The organism is Acuticoccus yangtzensis (assembly GCF_001927245.1).
GTDB lineage: Bacteria > Pseudomonadota > Alphaproteobacteria > Rhizobiales > Amorphaceae > Acuticoccus > Acuticoccus yangtzensis.
In genome coordinates, this window is record NZ_MJUX01000010.1 from 87,041 (window position 1) to 104,737 (window position 17,697).

The 17,697-nt window shown below is 70.7% G+C and carries 13 protein-coding genes; 7 read left to right on the top strand and 6 right to left on the bottom strand.

Going from position 1 to position 17,697, the window contains the following annotated elements; all coding sequences use genetic code 11:
- Positions 1-93: 93 nt before the first annotated feature.
- Positions 94-687 (top strand): hypothetical protein, encoded by a 594-nt coding sequence (locus tag BIX52_RS19810; protein ID WP_075222844.1) that lies wholly within the window; start codon positions 94-96, stop codon positions 685-687.
- An 872-nt stretch (positions 688-1,559) separates the two neighbouring features.
- Here the strand turns inward: BIX52_RS19810 and BIX52_RS19815 are convergent.
- Positions 1,560-4,217, bottom strand: coding sequence for a hybrid sensor histidine kinase/response regulator (locus BIX52_RS19815; RefSeq protein WP_075222845.1), 2,658 nt, complete (start codon positions 4,215-4,217; stop codon positions 1,560-1,562).
- Positions 4,218-4,975: 758 nt separating this feature from the next.
- Between BIX52_RS19815 and BIX52_RS19820 the strand changes: the two genes are divergently transcribed.
- Positions 4,976-6,364: a phenylacetate--CoA ligase family protein gene (locus tag BIX52_RS19820; protein WP_083552328.1), complete on the top strand. Its 1,389-nt coding sequence runs from the start codon at positions 4,976-4,978 to the stop codon at positions 6,362-6,364.
- A gap of 211 nt (positions 6,365-6,575) precedes the next feature.
- On the opposite strand, the gene BIX52_RS19825 is transcribed toward BIX52_RS19820, so the two are convergent.
- Positions 6,576-7,148, bottom strand: coding sequence for an Rrf2 family transcriptional regulator (locus BIX52_RS19825; protein WP_075222846.1), 573 nt, complete (start codon positions 7,146-7,148; stop codon positions 6,576-6,578).
- A 421-nt stretch (positions 7,149-7,569) separates the two neighbouring features.
- On the opposite strand from BIX52_RS19825, the gene BIX52_RS19830 reads away from it, so the two are divergent.
- The 4 genes from BIX52_RS19830 to BIX52_RS19845 all read left to right on the top strand — a co-directional run bounded on the left by BIX52_RS19830 (position 7,570) and on the right by BIX52_RS19845 (position 11,220).
- Positions 7,570-8,877, top strand: a complete 1,308-nt coding sequence (locus BIX52_RS19830; RefSeq protein WP_108676631.1) for a MotA/TolQ/ExbB proton channel family protein — start codon at positions 7,570-7,572, stop codon at positions 8,875-8,877.
- The gene (locus BIX52_RS23765; protein ID WP_075222848.1) at positions 8,874-9,821 is read left to right on the top strand and encodes a biopolymer transporter ExbD; all 948 of its coding nucleotides are present in this window, start codon (positions 8,874-8,876) and stop codon (positions 9,819-9,821) included. Before BIX52_RS19830 ends, BIX52_RS23765 begins: the two co-directional genes overlap by 4 nt.
- Entirely contained in the window at positions 9,818-10,297 is a 480-nt protein-coding gene (locus BIX52_RS19840; protein WP_075222849.1) for a biopolymer transporter ExbD, read from the top strand. Before BIX52_RS23765 ends, BIX52_RS19840 begins: the two co-directional genes overlap by 4 nt.
- 653 nt (positions 10,298-10,950) lie before the next feature.
- The gene (locus BIX52_RS19845) at positions 10,951-11,220 is read left to right on the top strand and encodes a WGR domain-containing protein (RefSeq protein WP_342743856.1); all 270 of its coding nucleotides are present in this window, start codon (positions 10,951-10,953) and stop codon (positions 11,218-11,220) included.
- A 332-nt stretch (positions 11,221-11,552) separates the two neighbouring features.
- Here BIX52_RS19845 and BIX52_RS19850 read toward each other — a convergent pair whose 3' ends face one another.
- The 4 genes from BIX52_RS19850 to BIX52_RS19865 form a co-directional block, all read right to left on the bottom strand.
- Positions 11,553-14,114, bottom strand: coding sequence for an HWE histidine kinase domain-containing protein (locus tag BIX52_RS19850; RefSeq protein WP_075222850.1), 2,562 nt, complete (start codon positions 14,112-14,114; stop codon positions 11,553-11,555).
- Complete coding sequence (locus BIX52_RS23030) at positions 14,111-14,899, bottom strand: heme oxygenase-like domain-containing protein (protein WP_139312821.1); 789 nt, start codon at positions 14,897-14,899, stop codon at positions 14,111-14,113. Before BIX52_RS23030 ends, BIX52_RS19850 begins: the two co-directional genes overlap by 4 nt.
- Before the next feature lie 157 nt (positions 14,900-15,056).
- Positions 15,057-16,085 (bottom strand): UDP-glucose 4-epimerase GalE, encoded by a 1,029-nt coding sequence (galE, locus tag BIX52_RS19860; RefSeq protein ID WP_075222852.1) that lies wholly within the window; start codon positions 16,083-16,085, stop codon positions 15,057-15,059.
- Positions 16,086-16,186: 101 nt separating this feature from the next.
- The gene (locus tag BIX52_RS19865) at positions 16,187-16,741 is read right to left on the bottom strand and encodes a hypothetical protein (RefSeq protein WP_139312822.1); all 555 of its coding nucleotides are present in this window, start codon (positions 16,739-16,741) and stop codon (positions 16,187-16,189) included.
- A gap of 379 nt (positions 16,742-17,120) precedes the next feature.
- On the opposite strand from BIX52_RS19865, the gene BIX52_RS19870 reads away from it, so the two are divergent.
- The gene (locus tag BIX52_RS19870) at positions 17,121-17,615 is read left to right on the top strand and encodes a hypothetical protein (RefSeq protein ID WP_075222854.1); all 495 of its coding nucleotides are present in this window, start codon (positions 17,121-17,123) and stop codon (positions 17,613-17,615) included.
- Positions 17,616-17,697: the final 82 nt, after the last annotated feature.

Genomic DNA, 17,697 nt, shown 5'->3' on the forward strand with positions numbered 1-17,697 from the left:
GAACGGCGGGACAGGCGCACACATCATCCAGCTCCGTTCATCCAGCCCCGTTCATCCACTGCGGGCGGCCGTGCCGCCCGTGCAAGGCTCGTCATGTTCGATGTTCATCGCCCGCAGCGCGGCTCCCTCTCCCGCACCATCGCCGGTTTCGTCAGCGGCGCAGGAGGCGGCCGGCGGCGGCGCACGCTGTCGCCTCATCTCGCCCTGTGTGCCTTTCGCGATCAGGCGGCCACGCGCCGCCTCAGCCGCGTCATCGGCGCCCCCGTGCGCACCGGCGGCGCGCCGTGCGGCCCCGACATCGCCTACGTGCTGGAGATGACGCCCCGCGGCACCCGGCTCCATCTGCTGGAGGCGGACCGGCGCAAGGTGGAGGGCGTTCTCGGCAAGGTCAGCGCGCTTCTGGAAAGCCTGTGCGTGAGGATCGCCGCCGGTGAGGTCGCCGAGTGCACCCCTCGTGTGCCGGGGCTCGGCAGGGCGCAGGGTGAGGTGCCCGGCGGAGCGGCCTCATTGCGCGAGGCGCCTCTCGCCTTCGGCTCTCACATCGGCGTGCCTCTCGTCGACGAGGCGGGGCGCGTGCGCGGCATGATGGGCTGCTTCAGCATGGAAGGCAGCCTGTTCCTCGACAAGGACGAGCACCGCCTGATCAGGCGCCTCGCCCGCGAGATCCACATCGCGCCGGCGCGCTGAACTTTTCCGCCCGGCGCCCGGGGCCTGCGGCGGGCTCTCGGCTTCTGACCGGCTGATCTCTGAGCTCTGACTTCTGCCCTTGGCGGCGCAGGCTACGGGCGGGGCCGGCGACTTCGCCCCCGTCGCGCGATCGGCCGAACCGATCCAGCCGTCCGGCACGGGTTCGCCCGAGCGGAGCCCAGGGATGCCCCGTGAAGCCCGCGCCACGCCGCCACCCGCACCCGATCGCCGGTGCCGGAGGCGCGGGGCTGCGCAACGGCCCGACCCACCCCACCCGCGCGAGCCGACACCGCAGGCGAGGACGCGCGGGGCAGGACGCGCGATGGCAGGAAGCGCGGGGCATGAGGCGCTGGGAAAGAGGCCGCCGAGCACGGACGCATCCTCGATCCCGCCACGGTCCTCGAAGGCAGGGGCCGACGAGAAAGCGGAACGAGAAGCGGCGAACCGCGCCCCACCCTCGGCCGGGGGTCGAGCACACCAGGCGCACACCATCGCGCGCACACCGGCACCGAATGCCGCCCGCGCCCATCTCAATGCGAATGAAAGAAGCGTGCGCCACGGCATCTTCGGCGCACGGGGGGCGAGATCTGCACGCGGGGGTCTGCATGCGGCGTCTCGCCAAGGCGCCCCCCGAGGTGCGCCACGAATCGACGGCGCCGCGGTTCGGTGCGCGAAGGCGCGTGCGCGACGGCCCGGATGCGCCACGGCCGGGGAAGCGCGAACGTCGGGGGCAAAACGCGGAGCCGGGGCGCCGACCGCAGGGGCGCCCCCGCAGGCGGGCGACGCCGTGCCGCGAAGGCCCATAGTGCGCAGGCCGTGCCGCGAAGACCGGTGCCCAAGCGGGTGGTGCGCGGTGCGCCGGCCCGTGAGGGTCAGTGAGCGCCCATGATCGCCAGGCCGTGGGACAGCTCGGCCAGCGAGTAGGGCTTGCTGAGCATCTTGCCGCGGGCCAGACGCGCCTCCTCCCCCTCCAGCGCCCCGCGCGTATAGCCCGAGCAGAACAGCACCCGAAGGTCCGGCCAGCGTGCATGAACCACCCGCGCCAGATCGAAGCCGGACATCCCCTCCGGCAAGATCACGTCGGTGAACATCAGGTCGATGTCCTTGCGGTGGATCTCGAGGTGGAGGAGAGCCTGCGGACCCGACGACACCGTCACCGGGTGATGGCCGAGCGCCTCCAGCATCACCACGGTGTTGTCGCGCACCCGCGGATCGTCCTCCACCACGAGAATGCGCAGCGGCGTCGACGGGCTCAGCTCCTCCGGGCTCGCCTTCGCCGCGGTCTCCCCCTTGCTCGCCCGCGGCAAGTAGAGGCGAACCGTCGTCCCCGCCCCTTCCTCCGAATAGATCTGCAGGCTGCCGCCCAACTGCTTCACGAAGCCATAGGCCATCGACAGGCCGAGACCCGTGCCGGTGCGCTCCCCCTCCTCCTTCGTGGTGAAGAAGGGCTCGATCGCCCGCCGCATCACGTCCGGCGACATGCCGCAGCCATTGTCCGAGACCGAGAGCAGCACGAAGTCGCCCTCCAGCCCGTCCGCCTGGGCCGAGACATAGTCGTCGTCGATCACCACGTTGCGCACGCTGACGGCGATCCGCCCGCGCCCCGGCTCGCAGGCGTCGCGCGCATTGATGCAGAGATTCATCAAGGCGCTGTCGAGCTTGGTCGGGTCCACCTCGGCGAACCACAGGTCCGGCTCCATCTCGATCGTCAGGCTATATTGCTCGCCGAGCGCGCGCTGGATCAGCGGCCGCGCATCCTCGATCAGCGTCGCCACGTCGGTGGCGGTCGGGTCCAGGGTCTGCCGCCGCGCGAAGGCCAGGAGCTGGTTGACGAGATCGCGCCCGCGCTCGGCCGCCCCGCGGTTCATGTCGATGAGCTCGAGCAGCTTGTCGTTGCCCCGCGCGCGCATCTTCATGATGTCGGCCGAGCCCATGATCACGGTCAGAAGATTGTTGAAGTCGTGGGCGATGCCGCCGGTCAGCTGGCCGATCGCGTCGAGCCGGGTGGCGCTCTGCATCTTCTCCGACAGCACCATCTTCTCGGAGATGTCCTGATAGACGACGATGAAGCCGTCCTGCATGTTGCCCTTGCCCTTGATGAAGGTCTTGTGGGCGAGCACCGTGACGTTGAGGCCCGAGCGGTTCTTGTAGATCGCCTTGCCCGACCAGGACCCGTGCCGCATCATCATGTCGTGACGCATCGCGTGGAGGTCGGGGTCGATCTGCAACAGATCGACGATGTCGCGCCCGATCGCCTCGTCGCGCGACCAGCCGAAGGTGCGCCCCGCCTGGCGGTTCCAGAAGACGACCTTCTCGTCCATGTCGTAGACCACGAAGGCCTCACGGGCATGGGAGACGATCTCCAGCACCCATTCGAGGGTGGCCTCGCGCTCGCGGTGCAGGGTCACGTCCTGGATGACGCCGGTGATCGACACCACTTCGCCGTCGGAAAAATGCGCGTCGCCCGCCGACATGACGCGGCGCTCGACGCCGTCGGCGGCCGTGATCTTGGCTTCGAAGGAGTAGGCCTCGCCGTGCGTCTTCGTCCGCTCCAGCGCCGCCATGATGCGCTCGCGGTCCTCCTGCGAATAGGCGAGGAGGGCCTGCTCCACCGGGGGCGTCTCGCCGATCGGCAGGCCGTAGATCTCGAACACCTTGTCGGACCAGCTGAGGTGGCCCGTCTTGACGTCGAGCGACCAGACGCCGATCTGGCTGAGCCGTTCGACCTGGCGGCCGAGCAGCTCGCGCCGGTGCTGCTCCTCGCGAAACTTCGTCTCGCTGGTGCTGAGCTGATAGGCGGCCTGGCCGCCGCGAATGACGGCGCTGGCATTGGCCGCCAGCATGGTGAGGTGCCCGGCCAGCGCCGGGTCCGCCCGGTGCGGCGCATCGGCGATCAGATAGAGGACGCCGATCACCGCGAGGTCGGCGGGCGCCGTGCCTCCGGATGCGGCGGAGCGGGCCGCACCGTTCCCGCTCCCGTCATGAACACCGTCATGAACGAGGCCGAGGCTCTTCGCGCAGCATTTGAAGGCGGCATAGTCGTCGGCCGCGTCATGGCCGGAGTCGTGGCCGGAGCCATGCCCGTCGGCGGCGTCCGGGGAGATATCGTGCCCGTTGGCGGCGACGTGGGAGGTGCCGTGCCCGTTGGCGGCATGGGAGGCGCCGTGCCCGTTGGCGGCGGCGGTCTTGGAGACCCCGCCCTTCGCGTCCTTGGCGGTCATGGCGTAGATCGGCTCGGCGGCCACGAAACCGATCCCCGCATCGAGCCAGGTCGACTTCGAGGCCAACGTCGAGGCGGCCATGTCCTCCACCACGATCGCCGCCGGTGCGTCGGGGTCGATCAGCTGTTCCTCTGCCGTCAACTCGGCGAGCGGGAAGTCGGACGCGGCAATGGTGCGCTGGTGTCCATTTTCGCGAAACAGGGTTATCCCGATACGCGAATAGCCTGTGAGGCTGCCGGCGAGGGTCATCAGAGGCGCCAACGTGACGCCGATCTCCTCGACGGCACGATCGGTCGGCAGCGGAGCCATCAGCCCGACAGTTTGCCCATCGGGGCGGGGAAAAATCCTATAGGGCATGGCAGAGGCTTGGGGTTCTCGCGTCGCAATTACAATATTTTGCGTGGGGGTGGCTTTGTCCAGTGCGAATTCGGCCGCACAACCAACTTGATACAAAGCAATATCACTTAGACACAAACGCACAAAAACTCAAACAAATTCGCCTTATTCTTGATTCGAAACGAGCCCAGAATGGTCATAAGTTAACCCATTGATCGGACTTGAACCACCCCAGGGGATATGTTCATACGTCTCAGGTTGTGGGCACTTTCTCCTATAAGGACAACCTGAGGCGGTCCAGATCGCCAGCTATGGCGCCCGCGCAAGGCTGATGCCCGCAACCTTGGCGCGTTTGTGGCCCTTTGTTGGCCCCGCCCCGGTGGCCCCCTCACAGGCCGGTCGCTACACTCCGTTTCGCTCGGTCGCCGCCCGCCTTGGCCAAGGCGAAGCCCGGACCTTTCGAAGGCGAAAGGCGAAGTTTTGGTCTTTCGAGGCGGCGCCGAGACCTTTCGAGGCGCCGGATCCGGACACGGGGCGGGCGACGGCCCCGATGCGGGCATCCGCTTCAGGACGTGCTCCGGCACGGCGGGCGCGAGTCGGCCGTGATCAGGCCGTTCCACTGGGGACCCCTATCGATCGAAACCCCGTTCGATCGGCCGTCGCACCGCCCCTCCCCCACCCGGTCGGCCGACATGCTCCACAGGTGCCGCCCGGCCCATACGAGGACACTTATGACGAACGACACCCCTCCACGCACCCCCGCCACCCCGGTGACGGCGCGCGGAGCCCGGCCCGCGGACAGCCCTTATTGGGACCCCGCCCTCGAAACCCAGAGCCGCGAGGACTGGGCGGCGATGAAGCTGGAGCTGTTGAAGGAGAGCCTGGCCCACGCCTATGCCAACGCGCCTTATTATCGGCGAAGCTTCGACGAAGCCGGGGTTCATCCGGACGACGTCACAAGCCTGACCGACCTCGCCCGCTTCCCGACCATCGACAAGAGCGTTCTGCGCGAGCGTCAGACCGCCGCCCCGCTGCTGGGCGACCTCGCCGCCGTCCCCGAGGAGGAGGTCGTCTACGTCTCCGCCTCGTCGGGGTCGACGGGGGTGCCGACCGTCTCCCCCTTCACCGCCGAGGATTTCGAGGCGTGGATGGACTACGAGGCGCGCCAGTTCTGGTCATCGGGGCTGAGGCCCAGCGACCGCTACGCCCACTCGCTGAACTTCTCCCTGTTCATCGGCGGGCCGTGCGTCCTGGGGGCGCAGAAGATCGGCGCCCTGTCGATCCATGCCGGCACGGTGCCGTCCGAGCGTCTCCTCTCGATCCTCGAGACCTTCCAGGCGACGGCGATGTGGACCACGCCGTCCTACGCCTGGTATCTCGGCGAGACGGCGCTGGCGAAGGGCATCGACCCCAAGACCGACCTCGCCATCAAGAAGATCTTCGTCGCCGGTGAGCCGGGCGGCTCGATCCCCGAGACGCGGGCGCGCATCGAGGCGCTGTGGGGCGCCGATGTGTACGACTATTACGGCCTCTCCGACATCTTCGGCGCGTGTGCGGGGATGTGCGAGGAGAAGGACGGGCTGCACTGGGCCGAGGACCACATCCACGTCGAGGTGATCGACCCGGAGACGGGCGAGCCGGTGGCGCCGGGCGGCCGCGGCGAGATGGTGCTGACCACCTTGAAGAAGCGCGCCCGGCCGCTGGTGCGCTTTCGCACAGGCGACATCGTGTCGTTCAACGAGGACACCTGCGGCTGCGGGCGCACCTCGATGCGGCTGATGGGCGTGCACGGCCGGCTCGACGACATGCTGGTGATCCGCGGGGTCAACATCTTCCCGTCGGACGTGGAGGCGATCGTGCGCCAGGACCACGATTTCACCGGTGAATATCGCCTGATCGTGACACGGGAGAACCACCTCGACACGCTCACCGTGGAGGCCGAGAAGATCCACGGTTTCAACGGCACCGACGACGAGCTGGCGGCGCGGCTGAAGAGCGGGATCAAGACCAAGACGGGCGTCGGCGCGGCGGTAACGATCCTTCCCGCCGAGACGCTGCCGCGCGAGACGCACAAGGCGAAGCGCGTCGACGACCGCCGCGGCCAGGTTTGGACCGCCTGAGTCCGCACCGCCCCCAGTCTGGACGCCCCCCAGTCTGGACGGCCCCCAGTCTGGACGGCCCGACTCTGACCGCCTGGGCCCGCCCCCTCCGAGTGCGGCCCGGCTGTGTCCGGGCCCATCCCCGAGTGCGGCTCAGCCGAGTGAGGCCAACCCGAGTGCGGCCCGTCCGATGACGGGCGCTGCCGCGGCGTGAAGGCGGACGGCCCGGCTTTCAGCGGATGGCCGGGCCGCTCGTACCGGAGCCGTTTGCCTCAGGGCCGTTCGCACTCGGGGCGTTCGCACCTGGGCCTTTCGCACCCGGGCCATTCGCGCCTGGGCCATTCGTGGCGGAACCGTTGTCGGCGGAGCCCGCCGCGCCTGGGCCGGGGCCGCCGGCGAGGTCGATGAGGGTGATGGTGTCGTAGGTGTCGAGCACGGCGCGGATGCCGGCGCCGAGCGCGCTGTCGAGGCGGCGGTCGGCGTGGCGCAGGGTGCCCTCCTCGCGCATCATGTCGGTGCGCATCATGGTGGCGGGCTGGCACTCGCGAAAGCGCGGCTCGAACAGGCGGATGACGGAGCCGACGGTGATCGCGCCGGGCGCCCGGGCGAGGCGAATGCCGCCTCCGCGCCCGCGGGTGGAGGCGATGATTCCCTCCTTCGTGGCGATCTTCAGCAGCTTGTAGATCGTATAGTCGGTGAGGCCGGTTTCAGCCGCGATGGCGCTGACCTGCACAAGATCAGGATGGCGTTCCGCACAATATGTGAGGACTTGCAGCGCGTAGCGCGTCTGATCGGTGAACCGCATAAACGGCATCTAACCTTAGAATTTGTCCAAATCAATATGAACGAGCGGTGCCGGACGGGGCGGAACCGCGAAGGGCACGGCGCGTGTGGCCGCGAAGGGCCACCGAGGAGGCGTGCGGCCGCGAAGGGCCACCGGGAAGGCGTGCGGCCGCGAAGGGCATCGCGGAGGACGGCCGGAACCGGGCGGTGCGGCGCCGGCCGGGATGTCCACCATGATCTCCGCCGGGACGTCCGCCATGATCTCCGCCGGGATGTCCGGCCGGGGACGTGCATCGGCGGCAGCGAGCCGGTATGTGCGCGGGTGCGGCCGATGGCTGTCGGCGCGTGGATGGGCCGCCGCCGGGCGGCGCGAGCGACGGACGAGAACGGGCAGACCGCCGCGTTCTGCGCGACGACGGCCGGCGAGGACGATGGAGGGGACGATGGACGCGATCTTCGGCAGTCTCGGTGCGGCGGCGCAGAGCGCCTTCGCCTTCCTCGTCCTCGGCGGACCGGTGGTGGCGCTGCTCTTGCTGCTGGCGGCGGCGGCGGCCTGCGTCGCCGGGGCCAAGGCGCTGCAATTTTCCAGGGCCGGGATCGGTCGGCACGAGAGGGCGCGCCAGGCGCTCACCCTTTATGGACGAGGTGAGACGGGCGAGGCGCTGCGGCGGGCCGCGGCGGGGCACAGCCTCAGCGCGGCGGTGGTGCGCTTTGCCATCGAGGCGGCGCAGAAGGAGCCGCCGGCCGCCGCGCGCGACGGGGCGGAGACCTATGCCGTGACGCGTCTCCACGGAATGCGGCGCCACACCGGGGTGCTCGACATCATCGCCCAGATCTCGCCGCTTCTGGGCCTGTTCGGCACGGTGCTGGGGATGATCGAGGCGTTCAAGGCGCTGGAGGGTGCGGGGGCGGCGGTCGATCCGTCGGTGCTGGCGGGCGGCATCTGGGTGGCGCTCTTGACGACGGCGGTGGGGCTCGGCGTGGCGATGCCGGCCTCCGTGCTGGCCTCCTGGTTCGAGGGGCGGTTGGAGGACGAGGAGGTGGCGCTGGGGGCGCTGATCGCCGAGGTGTTCAACGGCATCGTGACCGGCGAGGAGGCCGAGGCCGAGGCGCTTCCGCCGCGCGGACGCAAGAGGCCGGCGGAACACGGGCCGCAGGCCGCGGTGGAACGTGGCGCGCAGGCCGCGGCGGAACAGGGGGCGCAGGCCGCGGTGGAACGCGGGGCGCAGGCCGCCCTTGGGGCCCGACCGGTGCAGCAGTCCGATCAGCGGACGGGTCAGCGGGCGGGCCCGCGGGCGGGGGCGGGTCAGCGGACGGGTCATGGCCCCCTCCGCGCGCAGGAGCCGGGCGAGGATCATCAGCGCCCCCCGCGCCACGGCGACGATTCACGTGGCGATCCGCGCCCCGATGGGCCTAGGCGCGTTACGCGCCAGGGCGAGCATATGCCCCTGCCGCGCCAGGGCGAACATCAGCGCGCCCCGCGGCAGGGCGATGAGGTGAGCGCCCAACCTGATGGCGAAGAGGTCCGGGACACCGGGCACCGGAGCCAGGATGTGCGCCCCTCGCGCCAGAGCAGGGATGTGCGCCTGCCGCGTCGCAACGGGGGTGCCCTGGAGGCGGGAGCCGATAGGCATGAGGCCGGGGCCGATGCGCATGCGTCCGGGGCCGATGGGCATCAGGCCGGCGCCGATCAGGACGGGCCGGGGCCGCACCGTGACACGCCCGGCCGCCTCACCACGGCGCCGCGATGAAACGCCTGCCGCCGCGGCGGCGCCGCCGCCTGCCGCTGACGCCGCTGATCGACGTCATCTTCCTGCTCCTCCTCTTCTTCATGCTGTCGTCGAGCTTCCTGCGCTTTGCCGAGGTGGAGGTGGCCTCGGCGGGGGCTGCGGCGGGCGGTGCGGCGAGCGGCCCGGCGGCGCTCCTCAGTCTGTCGGGCGACGGGGGCCTGACCCTCGACGGTGCCCCGGTCCCGCGCGAGACGCTGGCCGACGCGCTGCAGCGGCTGCAGGACGAGGGGACGGCGCGGCTGGTTCTGACGGCGGGGCCCGGCAGCGCGGTGCAGGACCTCGTCGACCTCCTCGCCCTGTTGGAGAGGGGACCTTTGCCGGTGGTGCTGGCGGGCGGCGGCACAGCGCCCGCCGCCGATACGCCCGGCACAAACGCGGCCACGCACGGCACAGGTGCGAGCACGCCCGGCGCAGGTGCGAGCACGCCCGGCGCAGGTGCGAGCACGCCCGGCGCAGGCGCGGGCACGTCCGGCGCAGGTGCGGGTACCCTCGGCGTGGGTGCGGGTACCCCCGGCGCGGGTGCGGGTGCGCCCGGAGCGGGTGGGGGCACGTCCGGCGCGGGTGCGAGCACGCCCGGCGCAGGCGCGGGCACGTCCGGCGCAGGTGCGGGTACCCTCGGCGTGGGTGCGGGTACCCCCGGCGCGGGTGCGGGTGCGCCCGGAGCGGGTGGGGGCACGTCCGGCGCGGGTGCGGGCACGGCCGGCCAGGGTGCGGGAGCTCCTGGTACGAATACGGGGATCGCCGGGCGTGGCGCGTCGGGGGCTGGGGCGTCCGCTGCGGGTGAGCCGGGCGAAGGCGCGCCCGGCGCAGCTCGGTCCGGTGCGGCGGGAGCGTCTTCTGCAGGCCCCTCTTCTGCGGGGCCGTCCGGAGCGCAGAGCGCTGCGCCCGGAGGGGCACGTCCATGAGGCGGCTGGGCGAACCGCGCCGCCGCAGGGCCGAGCACGAGAGCACCATCCCTCTCATCAACGTCGTGTTTCTGCTTCTCGTCTTCTTCCTGGTGGCGGGGACGCTGTCGGCGCCGCGCGACCCTTCGGTGGAGCTGGCGAGGGCGGCCGCCTTCGACCCGGCGGCGCTCGATCCGCGGGCCGTCTATGTCGACGCGGCGGGGGCGCTGCGTGTTGCGGGGCGGGTGGTGGACGCGTCCGCCGCCGTTGCCGCCGTGAGGGCTGCCGCTGCGGCTGCGGGCGGGACGGGTGCGGCCGCTGGTGGTGACGGCACGGAGGTGGCGGCGCAGGGGGATGGCGCAGCTGCTCTCATCGTGGTGCCCGACCGTACGCTGGAAGCGCCTCTTCTTCTCACCCGCCTCGCCGAGCTGCGCGCGGCCGCCGGCGACCTCGCGATCCGCATCCTGACCGAGCGGCCCGTCGGGAGCGGCGGCTAAGGCCCCTACGAACGGCCGGGCGCCGCCGGGAGCGGATGCCACCGGGAGCGGATGCCACCGGGACCGAACGCCGCCGAGGCCGGACGCCGCCAAGGCCGGACGCCACCGGAGCCGGACGCCACCGGGACCGGGCGCCACCGGGACCGGGCGTCACCGGGACCGGACGCCGCCGAGGCCGGACGCTGCCGGGGCCGGACGCCACCGGGATCGAGCGTCGCCGGGATCGGGCGTCGCCGAGGCCAAACGCCGCCGGGTCGGACGCCACCGGGGCCGGGCGCCACCGAGGCGGCCGGGACCAGACGCCGCCGGGGTCGGACGCCACCGGGACCGAACGCCACCGAGGCCGGACGCTGCCGGGGCCGGGCGCCGCCGGGGTGGAGACCGCCAGGGCCGGGCACCACCGGGGCCGGGTACCGCCGGGGTGGGCGGAACGCCGCCTTGCGCCCATGTGCCCCCTCCACCGGTGGGTGCCGCGTGGGCGGGGCCGTGATGCGAACCGTCCCCTCCATTGCCGGTGGATGACGTGTACGGGCGCCTCAACCTTTCCCGCCCCAGCCCTTATTCTCCTCAGCCCGGAGCATCGGGATCCAAGGCCCGGCCGCGCCCCGGATGCCTTGGATGCGACAGCGCTGTGCGTTTCGAACGGAGTGCCCTTGTCCCTGCAGCTCGACCCCCTCATGCAGCTCGACCTCTTCCCCACCGACATGAGGCTGCGCTGCATCGACCCGGCACGCGGCATGTGGCGCTTCTATTCCCTGTCGATCCAGCCGACCTTGTTCGGGGAATGGACGCTGGTGCGCGAGGCGGGGCGGCTCGGCCATGCCGGCCGTGTGCAGACCGAACGCTACTCCTCCGCGGGGCAGGCGATCGACGCGCTCTACGCCGCGGCGCAAGACAAGCGCCGCCGCGGCTACAGGGGCTGAACAAGAGGGCTTCAGCCGCACCCACGAGGCTCCATATCGCCGCCACTGTGCAGCGCCGACGCCAGCCGCCTCGATGGGCGGCGCCGACGCCAGCCGCGCCGGTGCGCGACGCCCACGCCAACCGCGCCGATGGGAGCGCCCACGTCAGCCACGTCGGTGTGCGGCGCCCACGCCAATCGCGCCGATGGGGGCGCTCACGTCAGCCACACCGATGTGCGGTGCCGACGCCAACCATGCCGGTGTGCGGTGCCGACGCCAGACGCAGCGATGGCGGCGCCGACGCCAGCCGTGCCGGTGCGCAGTGCCAGCGCCGACCGTGCCGGGGGCCGGCGTCAGCCGCGCCGGTGGGCGATCTGGGCCAGGGCCTCGAGCACGTCGTCGGCCGAATAGGGCTTCTTGATCGACGGGGTGCCGGGAGCGGCCTCGGCGGGCAGCTCCATCGTCTCGCCATAGCCGGTGACGAAGACGTAAGGGATCCCCTTGGCGTTCAGCACGGGGATCAGCGGAAAGCTCGTCTCCCTGCCCAGGTTGACGTCTAGCATGGCGATATCGACGGGCTCCTCGGCGACGATGCGCTGCGCATCGGCCAGACTCATCGCCGTCAAGACGTTGCCGAGCCCCTTCTCCAGGAGGAGCTGCTCGGCATCGAGCGCCATGATCATGTTGTCCTCCACCAGGAGGGCAGTGAGGCCTGTCAGCTCGGTTTCCGCAGGGGCCGGCTCCGGGGCGCGCGGTGCCGGGGCGGCGTTCGACGCGCCGAGGCTGATCACCTTGGACGGCAGGACGAAACGCGCCTCCAGACCCTTCAGGCGCCAGAAGAGCTCCGACTCGCCGCCGAGCTCATGCGGGATCGAGCGCTCGATGATGGTGGAGCCGAAGCCGCGCCGCGTCGGCGCCTGCACCGCAGGCCCCCCCGCCTCGCGCCAGCCGATGACGCACGAATCGGTGTCGTCCAGCGTCCAGTCCACGTGGACGATGCCGGTGGAATCGGACAGGGCGCCATATTTGGCCGAGTTCGTCACCATCTCGTGCATGACGAGGGCGAGGGTGGAGAAGGCCTCGGCATTGACGAGGACGGGCGGGCCGGAGAGCTCCACCCGACCGGCCTTCTCGCCGACATAGGCTTCGGCCTCGGTGCGGATGAGCCCTTCCAGCGACTGCGCGGCGAAGGCCGAATCGGTGATCTGGTCGTGCGCCCGCGCCAGCGCCTGGATGCGCCCGCCGATGATCTTGGCGAAATCGTCCACCGAGACGGCGCTGCCGCGGCTTTGCAGCACCACCGCGCGGATCACGGCGAGGATGTTGCGCACACGGTGGTTGAGCTCGGCGATGAGGAGCTCCTGGCGCTGCGAGGCGGCCTGGCGCACCCGCTCGTTCTCCTCGGTGAATTTGAGCAGCACTTCGAGGATGGCGACCCGCAGCGCCTCGGCCGATTTCCTCTCGGCGAGCGACCACAAGGCGGACTTGCCGCGCACCGTCTCCTGCCAGGCCTCGAAGCTCTTGCGCGGCGACAAGCGCGGCCCGTTGGGGCCGAAGCTCGTCTCCTTGTGGGCCGGATCGCCCGCCCAGGTGACGGTCTCGACGAGCTCGCGGCGGAAGAAGATCAGGTAGTCGCGCGGCGAGCGCGAGATCGGGATGGCGAGGATGCCGGCGGCGCGGTCCATGAAGTCGTGCGCCTTGGGATAGACGGCGGACAGCTCGCTGGTGGCGTAGACGCGGCTTGCGGCGGCGCGGTTGAGGAAGCGGGCGAGGCCTGGCATGTCGTCGGCGAAGGGGCAGATGCCTGAGGTCTTCACCTTGCCTTCGGACCACACCGCGAAGCCGTCGGCGGGGATCATCTCGCGAAAATCGGCGGCGAAGTTGATGAGCTCGTCCGGTGAGGGCGAGGTGGAGACGAGGCGGCCGACCACCTTGTCGTGGAGGTCGCGCGCGGCCTCTTCGCTTTGGCGCAGCGCTTTGGCGAGGCGCCCTTCGATGACGAGGGCGACGATCTGGCCGAACAGCTCCAAGGTCGCGCGCAGCTCCATGGACAGCCGCCGCGGCGCATAATGGTGCAGCGCGAACAGCCCCCACAGCTCGCCGCCGATGACGATGGAGATCGAGAAGGAGGCGCCGACCCCCATGTTGGTGAGATATTCGACATGGATCGGCGACACCGCGCGGGTGACCGACAGCGACAGGTCGAGCACCGTCCCGTCCGGGCTGGTGGTGGGGACCACGGGGACGGTGGGATCGGCGACGTCGGCGATGATGCGGGTGCGGTTCTTGACGTAGAGGCGCCGGGCCTGGGCGGGGATGTCCGTCGCCGGATAATTGAGGCCGAGGAAGGGCTCGATGCCGCGGCGCAGGGCTTCGGCGGTGACCTCGCCGGAGCCGTCCGGGGCGAAGCGGTAGAGCATCACGCGGTCGAAGCCGGTGACGGCGCGCAACTGGCGCACCGCTTCGGTGTAGAGCGCGTCCATGGAGGGGGTGCGCTCGATGCGCCCGATCATCGTCTTGACGAGGGTGCCGGAGGAGGCCGGGACGGGGATGACCGGCTCGACCTCGATGACGATGGAGGGGCCGGTGATGTGGATGGCGACGTCGAACCGGCGGCCGTTGCCGAAGAGGTCGATGCCGAAGAGGCGCTCGGAGCCTTCGCCGGGGGCAAGGCCCTGCAGGCGGTCGCGGATGTCGTGGAGGCTGGAGCCGGGCAGGAGGTCGGCGAGGGGCAGGCCCAGGCAGTCGTCGGGCGTGCGCCCGGTGATCTCGGCGATGTTGGCGGAGACGTGACTGATCATCCAGTCCATGGAGACGGCGACGAGGGTGCCGAAGGACTGGATGCGGCCGAGCAGGTGGATGGGCTCCCGGTCGCAGTTGGAGAGATCCACGGGGAACGTCGGATCGTCCGTCATGAGGCCACGTCGAGGGTCAGCGGGCACGCCCTTTCAAACAGTTTAAATGCAGCTTGCGCTGCCGCGCTCGTTCGCGCATGGTCGCCGGGACGAAGCGCCGGACAGAGCGCATCGAAGGCGGCGAAGACGGGGCCGGGCCGTGCGGCGGCCCGCAAGTAGGCTTCGCCCGGATTTCCGGCTCGGCCCGGCTTTCCTGCGCGGCGAGTCTCCTCGGTTGGTTCAGCCTGACGGGTTGGACCAGCGCCACCGGCTTCGCGTGCCATCGGGCCGTCCGGAAGCCGGGGACCGCGTTCTTCTTCACGGCGCCGGCGCTGCGTGAGGATCATGCGCGCACCGAGCCGTGAACCGTCCAGGACATAAACAACCCCGGCGGCTTCTGGAAGTCCCCCTTTTCCATTCAGGGGAAAGGCTCCGTCCAGGGAAAAGGGCATCGGCTCGGCAAAGGGGGGGCCGGACTGCGGATCGCGCGTTCCGAGGGGGGAACGGGGATGCAGGCCGAGAGCGGCGATGTCCGCTTCCAGAGCCTGCGTCAGCACCGGGCGCAGCGCGGCGACGGCGTCCGGCAGGTGCGGCGCCAGCCAGGCTTCGAGCACTGTGTGGCTGGCATGGGTCATCACGAGGAAGGCGTGATAGAGGCGGCGATCGGCCGGATCGACGATGCCGGCATAGCGTGCGTCGAGGGCGCGATGGACGCCGCCCGTGGCCGCGCTCAGATGCTGCCTGAGGCTGGCTGGATCGGTGCGGGCCGACCCTTCCAAGGACGACGGACAGGCAAGTTCGGGCATCTGCAACCTGTGAACCCCGGCGCAATTAATGCAGGGATCCGTTTTTGGACAGGGGCTTTTTTGGGCCCGCGTCCTTCGATGAGGATGTGCCGTTTTGCCCGAGCGGCCCGGCTGGCCCTCCTGCCGCGCCCTTCTGCCGCCCCTTCCGGCGGCGGCCTCAGGCTCCGGCGGGCGATCCGGCCTCGGCCGCCGGTACGGTTTCGGCGGCGCGCCGGGCTTCCATGAAGCGCCAGGCGGTGGCGATCAGGGTGTCGGGGTCGGAGTGGACCGCGCGCCAGTCGAGGCGCTCGGCGGCGCGCGCGGGGTCGGCGACGAGGAGCGGCGGGTCGCCCGGCCGGCGCGGGCGGATCTCGCGGCGCACAGGGCGGCCGGTGATGCGCTCGGCATGGGCGAGGATCTCCAGCACCGATGTGCCCTTGCCGGTGCCGAGGTTGATCGCCTCGAAGCCGCTCAAGCGCCCGTCCAGCAGCCGGGCGATGGCTTTCACGTGGGCGCTCGCGAGGTCGAGCACGTGGACATAATCGCGCACGCAGGAGCCGTCCGGGGTGGGATAGTCGGCGCCGTTGACGCCGATGACCCGGTCCGGGTCGCCGGCGGCGGCGAGGACGAGCGGGACGAGGTGCGTCTCGGGGTCGTGGCGCTCGCCGATCTCGGCCTCGAAGCTGGCGCCGGCGGCGTTGAAGTAGCGCAGGGCGACGGCGTTGAGGCCGTAGGCGGCGGCGGCGTCGCGCAGCATGGTCTCGACCATCAACTTGGTGCGGCCATAGGTGTTGACCGGCGCGCACGGGGTCTCCTCGGTGATGGGGAGCACTTCGGGCTGGCCGTAGACCGAGCAGGTGGAGGAGAGGACGAAGGCCTTCACCTCGTGCGCCAGAGCGCGGCTGACGAGGGTGAGGGAGCCTGCAACGTTGACGCGGTAGAAGTGCAGCGGGTCGGCCACGGAGTGAGCGACTTCGGACAGCGCGGCGAAGTGGATGACGGCGGCCGGCTTCCACTTCGCGAAGACGGCGTCGAGACGGACTTCGTCGGCGATGTCGCCCGCTTCGAAGGGGCCCCATTGCACGGCGTCCGTGTGGCCCTTGAGGAGGTTGTCGTAGACGACGGGCCGGTAGCCCTCGGCGGCGAGGGCGCGGGCCGTGTGTGCGCCGATATAGCCGGCGCCGCCGGTCACGAGGATGGTCGTCATCTGATGAGTCCTAAAAATATTGCTTGAGCCAATGCCAGAAGCTCTGCCGTCAGGCGGCCATTCGCCTTTTCCGAACCTTCAGCGTGGCACGGCCCATGCCATCACAACGCCGTGACGACGATCTTGTGGATGCCGACGGCGAGGGTGCGCGGGTCGCCCTGGGGGGTGAGGTCCACCTTGGCGCCGATCGACAGCTTCACGTCCGTCAAGGCGGCGCCTGCGGAGCCGGGGACGGCGTCGAAGGTGGCGCTCTTGCGGATCGTCCCATCGGGGCACTTGGTCTGGTCGTAGCTCGCCGGGGTCCGGCCGTCGCACGAGATGGTGAGCCCGTTCAGCGTCTTGTCGTTGATGCTGATGACCACGTAGACGTCCACCCTGCGCGGCTGGCGGCGCGTCACGGGAAGGGTGAAGGTTGCGCTGTTCTCACGCCCGATCCAGTGGTAGCCGAGGCCGTCCCCGCGCGCCTCGTAGGTGTAGAAGGCGGGATGGTCGAATCCCATGTCGAGCCACAGGGTGGCCGAGGCCTGTTCGGCCACGGGGTGATCCGGCACCAGGTCCGGCACCAGGGCGACATTCTTGGCATAAAGGGTGCTGAGGGTGGTTTCCAGCGCCCCGAGACGCTCCTCGACGGCGGACAACCTGCGTTCGGAATCCAAGACTCGGGCCCTTTTTCGTGCGCGGTTCGTGCGCGGTTTCGTGCGCGGTCCACAGGCCGCCGCGAGCATCTTCGCGTGCCCGGGCCAAGCCGCGGATGGATCGCTCAGCGGGTATCCTCTTAACCAAGCCACTTCAAGACCAAAGCCAGCGCGCGGCATCTTTAGGTTGTGTTAATGTGGGGCGCACATCGTAACGGCGCAAGCGGGGAATGGGGCAGGAGCCTCCCCCCGCCCGAGGATCGCCGACACTCGGACCGGACGAGGTTCGGATCGGCCGAGACTTGGATTGGACGGCACTCGGATTGGGACGAGACTTGGAAGGGGCGCGTGTCGATGCTAGCCGACGAGGTGAGATATGACGGGAAGGTCTGGAGCGGCGATGACGACGTTCGACGAGGCGCTCGACTTCGCGCAGGCGCGGGCCGACCACCTGGACGAGACGGTGCGGGTTCTGATGCGCACCCGCGCCCCGATGCACACGGCGACCCAGCCGCGCACCCCGCTCGGCACCCTCACCGGTCCGGCGGCGGCGGCGCTGAACGCGGATCTTCTCTCCCAGGTGCCGGGGCGGCGCCTCACCGACACGCAGAGCCTTCTCGTCCTGGCGGCGGTCGCCCGTCATCAGGCGGTCGACATCGTGGTGGCGGCGGAACCGCAGGACGCGGCCCGTCTCGCCGCCTTGCGGATCGGCCTCGACGGGATCGTGGCGGCGGGCACGGTCCCCCATCCGGCCGACGGACCGGCGGTCAGGCGGGCGCGCTTCGGGATCCGCCGGGATGACGGCACGGCGCCGCGCCTGGCGGCGATCCACCTCAGCCTCGGCGAACCCGGCAGCATCGGCCTCACCCACCTCGCCGTGGAGCCGGTGGCATGACGATGCTGGGCGAGACGACGCGTGAGGCCACAGGAGCAGAGACCCGAGGAGAGCCCCGAGCGGCAGAGGCCATAGGGGTAGA

Excerpts from the sequence above, each read along its gene's own strand:
- BIX52_RS23030 (WP_139312821.1), bottom strand. The coding sequence starts at position 14,899 with ATGCCCGAACTTGCCTGTCCGTCGTCCTTGGAAGGGTCGGCCCGCACC.
- BIX52_RS19850 (WP_075222850.1), bottom strand. The coding sequence starts at position 14,114 with ATGACGGACGATCCGACGTTCCCCGTGGATCTCTCCAACTGCGACCGG.
- galE (WP_075222852.1), bottom strand. The coding sequence starts at position 16,085 with ATGACGACCATCCTCGTGACCGGCGGCGCCGGCTATATCGGCGCACAC.
- BIX52_RS19820 (WP_083552328.1), top strand. The coding sequence starts at position 4,976 with ATGACGAACGACACCCCTCCACGCACCCCCGCCACCCCGGTGACGGCG.
- BIX52_RS19815 (WP_075222845.1), bottom strand. The coding sequence starts at position 4,217 with ATGGCTCCGCTGCCGACCGATCGTGCCGTCGAGGAGATCGGCGTCACG.
- BIX52_RS19830 (WP_108676631.1), top strand. The coding sequence starts at position 7,570 with ATGGACGCGATCTTCGGCAGTCTCGGTGCGGCGGCGCAGAGCGCCTTC.
- BIX52_RS19840 (WP_075222849.1), top strand. The coding sequence starts at position 9,818 with ATGAGGCGGCTGGGCGAACCGCGCCGCCGCAGGGCCGAGCACGAGAGC.
- BIX52_RS19825 (WP_075222846.1), bottom strand. The coding sequence starts at position 7,148 with ATGCGGTTCACCGATCAGACGCGCTACGCGCTGCAAGTCCTCACATAT.
- BIX52_RS19870 (WP_075222854.1), top strand. The coding sequence starts at position 17,121 with ATGACGACGTTCGACGAGGCGCTCGACTTCGCGCAGGCGCGGGCCGAC.
- BIX52_RS23765 (WP_075222848.1), top strand. The coding sequence starts at position 8,874 with ATGAAACGCCTGCCGCCGCGGCGGCGCCGCCGCCTGCCGCTGACGCCG.
- BIX52_RS19810 (WP_075222844.1), top strand. The coding sequence starts at position 94 with ATGTTCGATGTTCATCGCCCGCAGCGCGGCTCCCTCTCCCGCACCATC.